General features: G+C 70.7%; 12 protein-coding genes and 1 pseudogene. 3 read left to right on the forward strand and 10 right to left on the reverse strand.

The window, feature by feature from the left end; all coding sequences use genetic code 11:
• Positions 1-3: 3 nt before the first annotated feature.
• The gene (locus SROS_RS34630; protein WP_012893611.1) at positions 4-2,031 is read right to left on the reverse strand and encodes a protein kinase domain-containing protein; all 2,028 of its coding nucleotides are present in this window, start codon (positions 2,029-2,031) and stop codon (positions 4-6) included.
• Between SROS_RS34630 and SROS_RS53460 the strand changes: the two are divergent.
• Positions 1,985-2,347, forward strand: a pseudogene (locus SROS_RS53460) (hypothetical protein); the annotation flags it as partial. The gene SROS_RS34630 and the pseudogene SROS_RS53460 overlap by 47 nt on opposite strands.
• A 798-nt stretch (positions 2,348-3,145) precedes the next feature.
• On the forward strand, positions 3,146-3,919 hold the full coding sequence (locus SROS_RS54065; protein ID WP_012893612.1) for a septal ring lytic transglycosylase RlpA family protein: 774 nt from the start codon (positions 3,146-3,148) through the stop codon (positions 3,917-3,919).
• Between the two features lie 36 nt (positions 3,920-3,955).
• Here SROS_RS54065 and SROS_RS34645 read toward each other — a convergent pair whose 3' ends face one another.
• The gene (locus tag SROS_RS34645; protein WP_081453290.1) at positions 3,956-4,591 is read right to left on the reverse strand and encodes a DUF1707 and DUF4870 domain-containing protein; all 636 of its coding nucleotides are present in this window, start codon (positions 4,589-4,591) and stop codon (positions 3,956-3,958) included.
• Between the two features lie 145 nt (positions 4,592-4,736).
• On the opposite strand from SROS_RS34645, the gene SROS_RS34650 reads away from it, so the two are divergent.
• Positions 4,737-5,075, forward strand: a complete 339-nt coding sequence (locus SROS_RS34650; protein ID WP_012893614.1) for a hypothetical protein — start codon at positions 4,737-4,739, stop codon at positions 5,073-5,075.
• Positions 5,076-5,079: 4 nt separating this feature from the next.
• On the opposite strand, the gene SROS_RS34655 is transcribed toward SROS_RS34650, so the two are convergent.
• From SROS_RS34655 to SROS_RS34690, 8 genes are all read right to left on the reverse strand, one after another.
• Positions 5,080-6,189: a DUF4192 domain-containing protein gene (locus tag SROS_RS34655; RefSeq protein ID WP_012893615.1), complete on the reverse strand. Its 1,110-nt coding sequence runs from the start codon at positions 6,187-6,189 to the stop codon at positions 5,080-5,082.
• 92 nt (positions 6,190-6,281) lie between these two features.
• Positions 6,282-7,031, reverse strand: a complete 750-nt coding sequence (locus tag SROS_RS34660; protein WP_012893616.1) for an EI24 domain-containing protein — start codon at positions 7,029-7,031, stop codon at positions 6,282-6,284.
• 186 nt (positions 7,032-7,217) lie between these two features.
• The gene (locus SROS_RS34665; RefSeq protein WP_043653549.1) at positions 7,218-7,811 is read right to left on the reverse strand and encodes a Maf family protein; all 594 of its coding nucleotides are present in this window, start codon (positions 7,809-7,811) and stop codon (positions 7,218-7,220) included.
• 314 nt (positions 7,812-8,125) lie between these two features.
• Positions 8,126-10,117, reverse strand: coding sequence for an ATP-dependent zinc metalloprotease FtsH (gene ftsH / locus SROS_RS34670; protein ID WP_012893618.1), 1,992 nt, complete (start codon positions 10,115-10,117; stop codon positions 8,126-8,128).
• A gap of 60 nt (positions 10,118-10,177) precedes the next feature.
• Positions 10,178-10,372 (reverse strand): hypothetical protein, encoded by a 195-nt coding sequence (locus SROS_RS34675; protein WP_012893619.1) that lies wholly within the window; start codon positions 10,370-10,372, stop codon positions 10,178-10,180.
• 58 nt (positions 10,373-10,430) lie between these two features.
• On the reverse strand, positions 10,431-11,378 hold the full coding sequence (locus SROS_RS34680; RefSeq protein WP_012893620.1) for a hypothetical protein: 948 nt from the start codon (positions 11,376-11,378) through the stop codon (positions 10,431-10,433).
• 360 nt (positions 11,379-11,738) lie between these two features.
• The gene (locus SROS_RS34685; RefSeq protein WP_012893621.1) at positions 11,739-12,431 is read right to left on the reverse strand and encodes an aminoacyl-tRNA hydrolase; all 693 of its coding nucleotides are present in this window, start codon (positions 12,429-12,431) and stop codon (positions 11,739-11,741) included.
• 64 nt (positions 12,432-12,495) lie between these two features.
• Positions 12,496-13,779, reverse strand: coding sequence for an MFS transporter (locus tag SROS_RS34690; RefSeq protein WP_043653553.1), 1,284 nt, complete (start codon positions 13,777-13,779; stop codon positions 12,496-12,498).
• Positions 13,780-14,179: the final 400 nt, after the last annotated feature.

Genomic DNA, 14,179 nt, shown 5'->3' on the forward strand with positions numbered 1-14,179 from the left:
ACTTCACAGTTGCCACAACCGCACGGTGCCGTCATCGCTGCCGGTGGCCAGGATCTTGCCGTCCGGGCTGAACGCCACCGACTGGAGGCTGTCGGTGTGGCCGGTGAGGGGACGGCCGACGGGGGTGCGCGTGGCCACGTCCCACAACCGCACGGTCTCGTCATCGCTGCCGGTGGCCAGGATCTTGCCGTCCGGGCTGAACGCCACCGACTGGAGGCTGTCGGTGTGGCCGGTGAGGGGACGGCCGACGGGGGTGCGGGTGGCCACGTCCCACAACCGCACGGTGTCGTCAGTGCTACCGGTGGCCAGGATCTTGCCGTCCGGGCTGAACGCCACCGCGGCGATCCAGCTGGTGTGGCCGGTGAGGGGACGGCCGATGGCGGTGCGGGTGACCACGTCCCACAACCGCACGGCGTCGTCGTCATCGGTGGCCAGGATCTTGCCGTCCGGGCTGAACGCCACCGACTGGAGGCTGTCGGTGTAGCCGGTGAGGGGACGGCCGACGGGGGTGCGGGTGACCACGTCCCACAACCGCACGGCGTCGTCGTCATCGGTGGCCAGGATCTTGCCGTCCGGGCTGAACGCCACCGCGGAGACAGCGCCCGTCGGGTTGTTGCGGCCGGCGAGGGGGCGGCCGATGGGGGTGTTGGTGGCCACGTCCCACAACCGCACGGTGTCGTCATAGCTGCCGCTGGCCAAAATCTTGCCGTCCGGGCTGAACGCCACCGCGGAGACCCAGCTGGTGTGGCCGGTGAGGGGCGTGCCGAGGAGGGCGCGGGTGGCCACGTCCCACAACCGCACGGTGTAGCCATCGTCAGCGGCCAGGATCTTGCCGTCCGGGCTGAACGCCACCGCGGAGACCGCGACGCCGGTGTGGCCGGTGAGGGGCTGGCCGCGGAGGGTGGCGGTGTCTTCCCGGGTGAAGGTGTAGTAGGCGGCCGGCAGGGCGGCGGCCAGGCCTGCGGCGCCCAGCCCGGTGAGCAGGCGGCGGCGGGACAGGACCCGGTGCGGCACGGCAGCGACGTGATCTCGCGTTGCGGATGCAGGCGCGGACCGATCCCCGAGACCGGAAGAACCGGGTGCGTGGAGGGCCGACGCGTGGGGTGCCGGTTCGGTGGGCGCCGGTTCGATAGGTAGGGGGGTGTCAAGCCGGGCAGTCGGTGCGGACGCGGAGGGCGGGACCGGCGCAGGCGCCTGGGCGGTAGGGGCGGCTAAGCCGGTTTCGATGGCCTGCCGCATCGCCGCGGCATCCCGGTGGCGCTGTTGGGGGTCTTTGGCCAGCGCGGTCGCCAGTATCTGGTCCCAGAGGGGAGCCAGGGCCGGGCTCAGTTGTGAGGGCGGCTGCGGGGTCTTGTGCATGTGCTGGAAGAGCACGGCGGTGGGCGAGTCCCCGGTGAAGGGCGGCCGACCGGTGAGCATCTCATACAGCACGCATCCGGTGGAGTACAGATCCGAGCGGGCGTCGGCGGGCTTGCCGTCGGCCTGCTCGGGCGACATGTAGGACGGGGTGCCGATCCGCATTCCGGTGGCGGTCAGTCGGGTGGCCGTCTCCGACATGAGCTTGGCGATCCCGAAGTCCATCACTTTCACCCGCACCCGGCCGCCGGCGCGGTGGACCATGATGTTGGCGGGTTTGATGTCGCGGTGCACGATCTCCCGCCCGTGACTGTGCTCCAACGCCTCCAGGACCGCCGCCACGATCTGCCCGGCCTCGTTCGGGGTCGGCTGCGCCTGGCGCAGCAGATCGGCCAGGGTTCCGCCCTCCACCAGCTCCATCACCAGATACGGAACTGGATCCCCGTTACCGATGTCCTCACCGATGTCGTAGACGGTCGCGATGTGGGGATGCGACAAGCCCGCCGCCGCCCGCGCCTCCCGGCGGAACCGGGCCCGGAAGTCCTCATCGCGCAGCATCTGCGCGGGCAGCACCTTGACCGCCACGATCCGCTCCAGCTCCCGGTCACGCGCCCGGTACACCACCCCCATGCCACCGCGCCCCAACGGCTCCAGCAGCTCATACCGCCCTGACATCGTCCTCACTACAACACCCCAATCCCGCCGCCCCTCTGATCAACATCAAACTACGGGCAAGAGCGCAGGAAACTACGGGCAAGAGCGCAGACCGGCGTCTCGGCCACCTCGGCGACTCCGCCGCCTACGCAGCACCCGCATAACGCTGACCAGCAGCTGTGCCACCCCGCGGCCCGTTTCTGCCGTATTCCGGTGGCACCCCCGCCTCGGCTACGATCGCGCCCGCGTCCTGCTGGACACATACGCCGGGCTCGACCTGCACCAACTGCGCCACAGCGCCGCCACCCACCTCGGCGAGGCTGAGATCCCGCTGCAGCTCATCATGGGCAAGACCCGGCACAAGAACCCCCGCACCGCCATGCGCTACGTCAGACCCGGAGCTGAGGCCATCGCCAAGGTCACCGAGGTCCTGGCTCCGCTGCGGCGTCGGCACTGATCAGAGCTATCAGAGCCTCGCCATAGTCTCTGACCTGCGGTTGGCCCCTTTCCGGCTTACTCGGTCTGTCCCCCTCACACAGCGCCCCTTCTCCTCGCGAAAGAACCCGTCTCACGGAAGTGCCCGTCCCCCTCACGGAACGGCCCGCTCCTCACCTCCCGCAGGCAGCTCGTCCGCCACTTCGCAAGATGGCCCATCCCTACTTCGCAGGATGGCCCGTCCGCCACTTCGCAGGATGGCCCGTCCGCCACTTCGCAGGGTGGACTGTCCCCCACTTCGCGGGTGGCCTGTCGCCGCCTCTGCGGCTCGCTCATGAGCCGGCGCATGCGCCCGCGCGGTTCCGCGTGTCCGAAAGGTCGCGGGTGGGGTGGGATCCAGCCCACCCATGATCTGAGCTGGGCAGATCCATATCGGCGCAGCACTGTTTCTTGACCAAAGTGACATAAGTCACCATTGCGACATTAACTTGCCTTTACTACCTATTTGTCGCATATGGTCAACCGCATTACGCGGGAGACACCCCTGTACCCCGCCAACGGGACCGGCCAACGTGCATCCCCCTCTCCCCTGCCCCGTACGGCCCTCCCGTGTCCTGCCCCCGATTTTGGACCGTGGTTTCCCTTGGGCCTGCACTCCTCCACCCCGTCCCCCGACAAGTCATCCTCGAAGAGATCGCTGATGAGCAGGCGGCGCCTGACCGCTCTGGCCGCCGGCGTCACCGTGGTGGCCGCGGCATCGACCACCGCCTGGGCGATCTCCGGCGGCGACGCCTCGCAGACGGCCGCCTCCGCCGGTCTGGCCGGTGTGCGGCAGTCCGGCGACCCGATCCCCGGGGCCGTCCCCGATCCTTCCGCCTCCTCCCGGAAACCGGCGGCCGGGAACGCGGAGGCCGCCACCAACGAGATCGCCACCCCGTCCACCGGCCCATCCGCCACACCTGACACCACGGCCGGGTCGAGCACCGCCGGTGAGAAAGGCACTCCCAGGACGGAGAGCACGCCACGCGACGCGACCGCTCCCACGGTCAAGAGCACCCCGCGTGACGCGGCCACTCCCAAGACGGGGAGCACATCGCGCGACAGCTCGGCCGCCAAGGCCGAGAGCCCGGCGAAGGCCGAGAAGGCCGGCACGCCGAAGACCGTCTCCAAGCCGAAGGTCCGGGTGATCTCTGCCGGGACCTGTGGCGCCTCCTACTACGACGAGGGGCAGATGACAGCCAGCGGTGAGCGCTTCAACCCCCGTGCGATGACCGCCGCGCACAAGACCCTCGCCATGGGCAGCAGGGTCAGGGTGACCAACCCCGCCAACGGCGAGTCGGTAACGGTCCGGATCAACGACCGTGGCCCCTACGTGGGCGGACGCTGCCTCGACCTGTCCAGAGCCGCTTTCTCCGCCATCGGCAACACCGGCGCCGGGGTCATGCGGGTCAAGTATGAGGTCCTCGGCACCTGAGACGGCGCGGGCGTGCGCCGGCCCGGCTCACCGGTCCTACTTCACCGGACGGAGCGTGAACGGGTAGCGGAAGTCGCCCTCGCCCAGCGCCGCCACGCCTCCGACCACGGACAGGACCACGCCCCCGATCCAGAGCACCGGCATCAGCACGAAGCCGACGAAGGTGATCGCCAGCAGCACGGTGGCCCCGAGCAGGGTCAGCTGGAAGTTGAGCGCCTCCACCGCGTGCTTGCGGATGTAGGGCGAGGTCTTGCCCGCGGCCAGCAGCATGATCAGCGGGCCGATCACCAACAGGCCGGTCAGCGGGAGCAGGTGCGCCGCTGCCGCGCCCAGGCGGTCTCCGCCCGTCTGCGCCCGGACGTTGTGGTGGTGGCCCGGCATCGGCCGGCCGGTCACGGGCGGGTAGGGCATCGGCCTGACCGGATGCGAGCCGTACAGCTCATGCATGATCGGCATGAGGTCGCCGTGCACCCGGGCTGTCATCGCCCGCTCCAGCCGGTCGTCGAACTCGAGCTTGTCGAACCGCCCCTCGGCGTAGGCGGCCTTGACGTGCTCGACCACCTGCTCCCGATCCTGGTTGCTCACCCTGAGGTCGGCGTGTCCGGGCCTCGCTCCGGGTGCCGGCACGCCCCCGTGCCAGGGGCTCGCCGCTGGTGTCACTGTGCCTGCCATGAACCGACATCCTTTTCGTCGCCGCTTTGCCTTCCATATTTGTCATCAACTTTCGTCCGGTCCATCCGGATGAACCCTTGGATGTCCCTTAGAGTCCACCCTGGCCTCCCGCCATGGAACGCCCCGGAGAGGTATACAAGGAGTCATGAGATGGCGGGATCGCTATGGGTTGAGGCGTCTGCGTGGGCCGAAGATCGCCAAGTTCGACCGTGAGGCAACCGACGCCGACGTCGAGGCGCTCATCGCCTTCGCGAAGTCGCGTCGTGGCGTGGAGTTCTACGTGGAGCCGGAGACTTTCGCGACGGACACCACGGCGATGGCCATCGCGGACGACGGCGAGTGGACCCGGCGCCGGGTCGGCTCGCCCGCTGTGATTCGCAAGGTGGCCCGGGATCTGGCCCTGCCCGTCTACGACGTGCAGCTGACCGGTTACCCGCCCCGGATGCGGGCCTACAACGAGCGCCGCAGACGCGCCGAGGGCTGACCTGTCACCCCGCCGGCGCCTCCGCATCCTCCAATAAGGCGATCATGGGGAGCAGCCAGGCCGCCCGGGGACTGCCCATCTCCTCGTCCAGCTCCTCGGAGCTGGGCATCCTCTCCTTGAGCACGTGTGGCGGGAGCAGATGGTGGAGTGCGTGCATGAGCAGGTTCGCCATCGAGTAACCGGGGTCGACGTCGCGTGCCCGGGTGAGGGCGATGCCGGCCAGCGCGGAGTCACCGTCGCACCAGGCGACCACGCCGAGCAGGGACGCGGCCGGAGGCACGAATCTGGGCTCCAGCCGCCGGGTGAGATCCAGCCAGAGCCTGCGGTGGACGTCGTGGGTGGCGTCGGTGACGAGCGCCCACGCCTCGTCCCGGATCCGGGTCACCGCCAGGTCCAGCCCGAGCCTGGCCGCCTGCTCGTCGTCGAGCCGCCCGCCGGAGGCATAGGCGCCGATCGCCGCACGGACCCGGGCCATCCCGTCCGCGACGAGCTCCGCCGCGAGCCCCTCGACGTCCTCGCATCTGACGAGCCGGCCCCGCAGTTCCTCCGTGACACGGACCGTGGCCCGGTGCATGGCCAGCCGCGCGGACCCGCCGACGGGGTCGAGCGAGCGCTCCAGGGTCTCGCGGTCGGGCAGAGCGACCAGTCCGTGCACGGTGGCCTCGGCGGCGATCGCATCGGCCTCCCGTCCGTACGGCGTGCCGTCGGCGGGGCAGCAGTCGGCCCGGGAACAGAGGTAGGACCAGTAGCGGCCCTCCTCCACCCGGAGCGCGTCGACGACCGTGACCCCGTCCTGGCGCAACAGTGCGACGGCCACGTCCACGGCGGGGGTCACCAGCGTGCCCGGACCGTAGCCGATGACGATGACCTGGCTGATCCCCTCTTTGCGGAGCAGCGGGACGATCCGGCCGAGGCCCGGTGCCGCCAGCGGCAGATCCCACCGGATGGTGAGGTGGAGCCGTCCTCTGGACGGTCTGCCCTTCAGGCCGATCACGATCAGGCTGTCGGCGGGGTGGAACCCCACGAGGTAGGGCACGGCACCGAGGACGTCCTCCGTGGAACCGAGCAGCAGTCGAGGCTGGGAGGCGGGCGGGGCCGGGATGTCGGTTGTCATGGCCCAGAGTTTCGCCGGATTCCGGCCACGCCTCCGCGCCAGACCTCGATCTGTGGACGCCCGGCCCTCCGCCCGGCCCTCCTGTGGAAAACTCAGACGGGCGCCAGCCGCGACCTGACCATGATCGCCCCACCCGCCACGGCCGCGGGCATCGCGACCACCGCGACCAGGGGGATGAGGAAGAGCAGGAAGACGAGCACGCCGAAACCGAGAGCCGATGCCTTGTTCCTCCGCAGGAGGGCGAACCGGTTCTTGCGCGCCATGCCCCGGCGCTCCATGGCCAGCGTGGTGAGCTCGACCGTGAGGAAGAAGCCCGAGACCAGGGCGCCCAGCACCGGCACCACCGTCTGCCCGATCACCGGCACGAAGCCGAGGAAGAACAGCGGGACGGTGAACAGCAACACGTATCCGAGAGTGATCAGGCTGTCCTTGATGGACCTGGGGATCGACTTCCAGAGCGGGAGCTCGTGCCCGCCCGGCACCTCGCCATAGGTCTCCTCGACCTTCTCCGAGAGCTTCTCGTAGAAGGGCTCACCGACGATCAGGGTGACCGCCGTGAAGGTCACCACGGACAGGACCAGGCCGGTACCGAAGATCACCAGTCCGACCAGTGCCCGGAGGGTCTTGCGCGCCGCCTCACCCCACTCGCTCGCGAAAGGTGTCGCCCACTCGGCGAGGCCTCCAAGGTTGGTGCCGAGGAAGTAGAGCGCGACCGCGTAGAGCACGAACACGATCAGGGCGGGGATCAACCCGAACAGCCACCACCGAGGGTTCCGTGCGACCCAGCGCACTCCCTGCAGAAAGAACCCGATGCCGTCCGTAAAGGAGCGGAAATGACCCATGCCCGGAAGATTAGCGTCATCGGTGGATCACCGCGCGACGGCGCGGGAGCACCGCCTCGCGCCTCGCCGTACCGGCGCCGGGCGAAGGACAGGACAGCGAGCTGGGAGGACGTGCGGGACGGCGCCCGCCGTACGGCCCCGGATGCCCGCGCGAACCCCCGGGAGGGACCGGGCGGGCGGGGCGGGTCAGACGCTCTGCCAGAGGGTGGGCACGGAGACGCCGAGGGCGGCGAAGAGGCGGCGCAGGAGGGGCAGGGAGATGCCCAGGACGTTGCCGTGGTCGCCCTCGATACCGTCGACGAACCATCCGCCGGGGCCGTCCAGGGTGAAGGCGCCCGCGACCCGCAGGGGCTCGCCGGTGGCGACGTAGGCGGCGATCTCGGCGTCGGTGGGGGTGCCGAACCGCACGACCGTGGCGCCGACCTCGGCCACCTCCCGTCCGCCGGCGGCGTCGATCACGCAGTGACCGGTGAGCAGACGGCCTTCACGGCCGCGCATGCTCTGCCAGCGGGAGACGGCCTCCTCGGCCGAGGAGGGCTTGCCGTAGGCCCGGCCGTCGAGCTCCAGCACGGAGTCACAGCCGATGACCAGCCCGCTTGTCAGGTCCCGTGCCACGACCGCCGCCTTCGCGCGTGCCAGCGCGAGGCAGAGGTCGCTCGGGGTGTCGGCGATGACGGCGTCCTCGTCCACTCCGCTGACGATCACCTTGGGATCGAGTCCGGCGCTGCGGAGCAGGGCGAAACGGGCGGGCGAGGCTGAGGCGAGAACGATCTGGGTCACGTCGATCGAGCCTAGCGCGGTGCGCCGCTCTCCCGCCTCACGGGGAAGCCTTCCACGCACTCCACGCGGAGAACCCCTGCCGGCCCCCTCCCATACGGAGAACCACACGTACGGAGAACCACACGTACGGAGAACCACACGCGCCTTCCACACGGAAACCACACGCACGGGGAACCACACGCGCCTCCCATACAGAAAGCACACGTACGGAGAACCACACGCGCCTCCCACACGGAAACCACACGCGCCCCACCCCGCACGGACAACCCCCTGACCCACGTGCGCGGCGGGCCGCGTCTCCCGGGAGGCGGGGGTCAGCCGCCTTCCTCCCGTGCGGAGACGGGCGCGTCCACGTGCCCGCCCCGAGGCAGTCCGGCGGCGGCGTAGGACTCGGCCTCGCCGAGGGTCTCGTGCTCCAGCAGGGCGGCGACGATGGCGTCCAGGCGGTCACGGTTCTCCGTCAGGACGCGCAGGGCCACCTCGTAGCACTCGTCCACGATGCGCCGGGTCTCCTCGTCCACGGCGGCGAGGGTGGCCGGAGCGGCGGTGAGCTGGCCGTCGGCGGAACTCGGCAGGATGGTCAGCGGGCCGATCCTGGAGGACATCCCCCAGCGGCCGACCATGCCCCGGGCGATCATGGTGACCTGTTCCAGGTCATTCTCCGCGCCGGTGGTGATCACGCCGTAGACGACCTGCTCCGCGGCCATGCCGCCGAGGGCGCCCACGATCCGGTCGCGCAGGTACTTCTCGTCGTACGCGTAGCGGTCGGTGTCGGGTGTGGAGAGCGTGACGCCGAGCGCCCGGCCACGCGGGATGATGGAGATCTTCCTGACCGGGTCCGCGCCGGGCTGGAGCATGCCGAGCAGCGCGTGACCCGCCTCGTGGTAGGCGGTGCGCCTGCGCTCCTCCTGCGGGATCACGACCGCGCGGGCCGTACCGAGCAGGATCTTCTCCAGGGCGTCGGTGAAGTCGCGCGCCCGCACCTTCTCGTTCCCGCGTTTGGCGGCGAGCAGCGCGGCCTCGTTGACCAGGTTGGCCAGGTCTGCGCCGGTCATTCCGGGGGTGGACTTGGCGAGCTGCGCCAGGTTCACGTCGTCGGCGAGCGGCACGCCGCGGGTGTGCACCTTGAGGATCTCCAGCCGCCCGTCGGCGTCCGGCGCGGACACCATGACGGTCCGGTCGAAGCGGCCGGGCCTCAGCAGCGCCGGATCGAGGATCTCCGGCCGGTTGGTGGCCGCGATCACGATGACGCCCTCGGAGCCGGTGAAGCCGTCCATCTCGGTGAGGATCTGGTTGAGGGTCTGCTCGCGCTCGTCGTGGCCGCCGACGGTGCTGCCGCCGCGTGCGCGGCCGATCGCGTCGATCTCGTCGATGAAGATGATCGACGGGGCCACCTTTCGGGCCTCCTCGAACAGCTCCCGCACCCGGGAGGCGCCGACGCCCACGATCATCTCGATGAACTCCGACGCGCTCGCCGAGAAGAAGGGCACGTCGGCCTCGCCGGCGACGGCCCGGGCGAGCAGGGTCTTGCCGGTCCCGGGCGGGCCGGTGAGCAGCACGCCCTTGGGGAGCTTGGCGCCCAGCCGGCGGTATTTGCCAGGCTCCTTGAGGTAGTCGACGACCTCGGCGAGCTCGTTCTCCACCTCGTCGATGCCCGCGACGTCGTCGAAGTCGACCCGGACCTTGCCCGCCGCCACCGGCGTGGCCGCCTTGGACTTGCCCATGCCGCCCAGGCCGCCCAGCCCTCCGCCGCCCATCATGTTGCCCGCCGACCGGCGGATGAACCAGATCCACAGGCCGGCCAGCAGCAGCACGGGCAGCAGCGACAGCAGCAGGTTGACGAAGAAGCCGCGGTCGCTGCTGACCGGCTCGGCTTTGATCTTCACGCCCGCCGAGGTGAGCTGCTGGTAGAGCTGGTCCTGGTCGGCGAAGACCGGGATCTCGGTGGAGAACTTGGTGTAGCTGCGGTCACCGCTGTCGGGGTCCTTGGCCGCGTTCCTCAGGTCCCCCTGGACGGAGAAGCCCTTGGCGTAGATGTCCTTGACGTTCTTGGCCTGCACCTGCTGGGTGAACTGGGTGTAGGAGATCGTCTCGGTCCCGCCGCTGTCGAAGAAGGACGAGATGAGGAAGAAGGCCGCGTACACCGCCAGGAGCGTGATCAGGAAGCGCCGCCAGTTGATCTTCGGGCGCTGCGGGGCCGGCGGTCCGGGGGGCAGCCCTTCGGACCGCCACGGCTTGGGCTCGTCGTCCCTGTCAGGCCCTTCGGCGTTGGGACCCTTGCGCTCCTGAGACGCCGGTCGCTCCACGACTCCCCCCTCCACTGCCCAGGCCGATCCCCCGAGGGGATCATCCTGGTAACGGCGTCCTCAGGCGCCCGCCCGGCCCGTGGCGCCCGCGGTCGCGGTGCCGGACGCCCGATGGGGCTCGATCGTGCCGCCTCGCCCGCGCCCGGCCGCGGCCACGCGGCGGTCCTGCCGCTCGCTCCGGGGCTCGAAGGGGCTGTCTCTCACCTGCTCGGCGGCGGCGGGGGCGTCGCAGGCGACGACGGAGAGGTCGGCCATGAAATCCCCCGATTTTCATTAGGCCAGATGAATAAGGCGATTCCTGCCCAGTCAGTGCCTACTTCAACCTGATCGAGGAGATCGCGGTGTTGATGTCGCGCCAGCGCTTGCGCTGGGCGTCGGGGATCGTCACGAAGACCATGGCGGGCTTGGCGCCGGGCACCTCCGTCACGGCGACGGCGGCCATGGAGAAGCGAGGCTTGCCCTTGACCTCGTACCTCACCCGGTAGGCGAGCACCCAGCCGCCCTTGATCCGCTGGGAGGCGGTCCATCCGATCCTGGCGTCCTCGGGGTGGTGGTTGAGCGTCCAGCGGGCGGCCAGCAGCGCGGTGTCCTTCGGGCTCTCCTGCACCTTGATCGGCACGGGGCAGCTGACGAGCATCGCTCGGGTCGGCACGCCCTTCACCTTCGGCAGCACCTGCTTGGTGGAGAACGGCGAGGCGCCGTGGGTCTTCCACGGCTTGCCGAGCCGGGCCAGCGACACGCCCGACTTGGCGTCCTGCAGGCGGCGCTTGGTCTTGTACTCCTTGCCCGGCAGCCGGCCGAGCCGCTTGTCGCGCGGCAGCCCGGGGACGCGGGGGTCGGCCAGGGCCGCCACCACCGCCGCGCTCCGTCCCTGCGCGCGGGCCGCGCTCACGGCCGGCGAGGGCGACGGCGGGATCGCCGACGCCGAGGAGGAGGCCGACGACAGGGGGGAGGGAGCCGGCGGCGAGCTGACACCGGGCGAGGGCGTCGCGGCAGATGGCGCGGCGATCGGCCCCGACGCTTCCCCGCCCGGCTGATCTGAGGGGCCGGAGTAGACGAACCCGACCACGGCCGCCACGGCGGCCACGACCACCGCGGTGACCACGGCGAGAATCCGGTAGATCACGCGCATCGGCAGGTCGCCGATGCGCGACTTCTTGACCGGTGACCTCGGCGGGCTCACCGGTGACTTCGGCGGGTCGTCAAGGGCGACCCTTGGCAGCTCGGACGTGGCCGCCTCGGCGGTCACATACGTCGGCACAGAACCCGTCCCCCGGGTCCCCGGAGTCCCATCCAACCCATCGAGCACGATCGGGAGCGTACGACAAATCCAGTTTTCTCGTGCACGATACCCATCACACTTCGGGAACGAGTACCTCCCTCCGTGTAACGACAGCCTCCCGTGTAACGAGTATCTCCCCCGGTCGGCGGGAAGCCCGCCTGCGATGATTCGACGGTGCCCGTAGAACGCCAGGTAGAGCTCCGCTTCCACCGCACCTCACGTGAGGCCGGGACCACGCGGAGGGGCCGGCGCTCCTCGACGATCAGCGCCTCCCGGTGGTCTACGACAGCCCGTCCCCGGCCCGCCTGCCCCCCTGGGGCGGGGTGCCGGCCGACGTCGTCAAGATGATCTGAGCGGCCCGGAGCCGGCGGGCCGGAAGCCGCCGTGACGCAGCCACGGGGCGTCCGCGACGACCGTGCACGAGCCCGGTTCGATCTCGGTGAACCCCGCGTCCCGGACCACCGGCAGGCCCGAGCCGGTCAGCGCGGCCCATCCGGCGGAATCGGCCGTCCGTACGGCGGCCGCCAGCCCCCGGTCCCGCCACGCCTGCCGGGCCCGCTCGTCACTGCCCCACCAGGCGAGCTGGGCCGCGTGCCCGGCCTGGGCCATCGCCTTGCCCGCCGACATCTCCAGCTCCGGGTTGACCCAGAGCGTCACCTCCCGCGCCGGTCCCGGCGGGGCCGAGTCGGTCAGGTCGGTGCCGGAGACCTGGAGCCTGGACAGGTCCTTGGGCCAGTCGTCGAGCGGCACCGGCGGATGGACCCGTACCTCGGCGGTGCCGGAGGTCACCGTGATGCCGGGCAGGTCGAGCACCCGGCGCCACTCGGCCCCGCGCGCACGCCGGACGACCTTCCTGATCCCGATGTCCTCCCAGGACCGGACCGCCTCGGCCCATTCGCCGTCGCCGAGGGTGCGGGGGTCGTCGAGCAGCGTCAGCACGGCCAGCGCGGCCGCCTCCAGGGCGTCGGTGCGCTCCGGCGGGGCCGCCCGCTCGATCCTGACCACCAGCGGGAGCACCTTCTGACCGGTCACGCCGCCTCCGCCCGTCGCGTGACCGATCCGGTGCCGTGCCCGCCGACTGATCCACTTCGCTCATTCACGCTTTCAAGGATGCCCTCTTGGCGATGGCGACCGACATCAGGGCGGCGATCAGGCAGAGGAACCCGGCCGCGTACCAGGCGAGGTCGTAGGTGCCGAAGTGGTCGCGGGTGAGTCCCGCGCCCACCGCGGCGACGGCCGCGCCGACCTGGTGGGAGGCGAAGACCCAGCCGAACACCACCGCGCCTTCGGAACCGTAGATCTGCCGGCACAGGGCCACGGTGGGCGGGACGGTGGCCACCCAGTCGAGGCCGTAGAAGATGATGAAGACGAGCATGCTCGGCTCGGTGGTCGCCCCGAACAGGCTGGGCAGGATCATCAGCGACAGCCCGCGCAGCCCGTAGTAGGCGCCGAGCAGGATCCGAGAGTCGACCTTGTCGCTCAGCCAGCCGGACGCGATGGTCCCGGCGACGTCGAAGATCCCGACCAGTGCGAGGAGCCCCGCGGCGGTCGGCTCGGCCATGCCGTGGTCGTGGGCGGCGGGGATGAAGTGGGTGCCGACCAGGCCGTTGGTGCTCATTCCGCAGATCGCGAACCCGCCGGCGAGCAGCCAGAAGGGCCGGGTCCGCGCGGCGCTCCGCAGCACGCCGAGCGCGTGCGCCGCGGCCCTGGCTGCCCCGCCGGGCCTGGCGGGCGGGGCGGCCGTGACCGCGCCGGGGTCGGCTCCCAGGGCGGTGGTGCCCACCTCCTCCGGGTGGTCGCGCAGCAGGAACCAGACCAGCGGCACGACGACGAGGGCGGCGGCGGTGACCGTGACGGCGGCCGTGCGCCAGCCCTGGGCGACGGCGAGGTGGGCGAGGACGGGCAGGAAGATGAGCTGCCCGGTGGCGCCGCCCGCGGTGAGGATCCCGGTGACGAGGCCGCGGTGGCGGACGAACCAGCGTTCGGTGAGGGTGGCGGCGAAGACCAGGGCCATCGATCCGGTGCCGAGGCCGACCAGGACGCCCCAGCACAGGACGAGCTGCCAGGGGGCGTTCATCAGGATGGTGAGCCCGCTGCCGGCCGCGACGAGCAGCAGCGCGCCCGACACCACCCGGCGCATGCCGAAGCGGTTCATGAGGGCGGCGGCGAACGGGGCGGTCAGGCCGTAGAGCATGAGGTTGACCGAGACGGCCAGCGAGATGGTGCCCCGGGACCAGCCGAACTCCTCCTGGAGCGGGGTGATCAGCACGCCGGGCGTGGCGCGGAACCCGGCGGCGCCGAGAATGGCCACGAACGCGACTCCTGCCACGATCCAGGCGCGATGCAGCCCACGCTTACGCGTCTGAAGAGTCGTTGTCATGCGGCCAATCATGGAGTTCGGCGGCACGCGCCCACGAGTGGCCCGGGTGCCAATATCCGAAAAGATCGGGCCAAGCCGGCGGCGCCGGCGGTACGGCCGGGCCGGGGGCGGACCGGACGGCAGAAGGTGATCTTTCTCCCTGCGGCAGGCGACGCTTTCCGGCCCCCGGCGCCCCAATGGCCGGGCCGGCTACGGAAAGTGGTCCCCGGAACACAGTCCGGGATAGAAATTCCACTCATGAAGTGGTTCAGCGATCTGATATAAGCGGGAAAAACCCTTCCGAAAAAGGAACGGAGACATGGGCGAGACCCGAGGCTGCCGCCACAGAACCCGGCACCGCCACTGCGGACATGCCGGTCCACGGGTTCCGGAAACCCGGAAAACCCTACCCCTCGGTCAC

Origin of the sequence: Streptosporangium roseum DSM 43021 (genome assembly GCF_000024865.1) — a bacterium.
GTDB classification, from domain to species: Bacteria; Actinomycetota; Actinomycetes; order Streptosporangiales; family Streptosporangiaceae; genus Streptosporangium; species Streptosporangium roseum.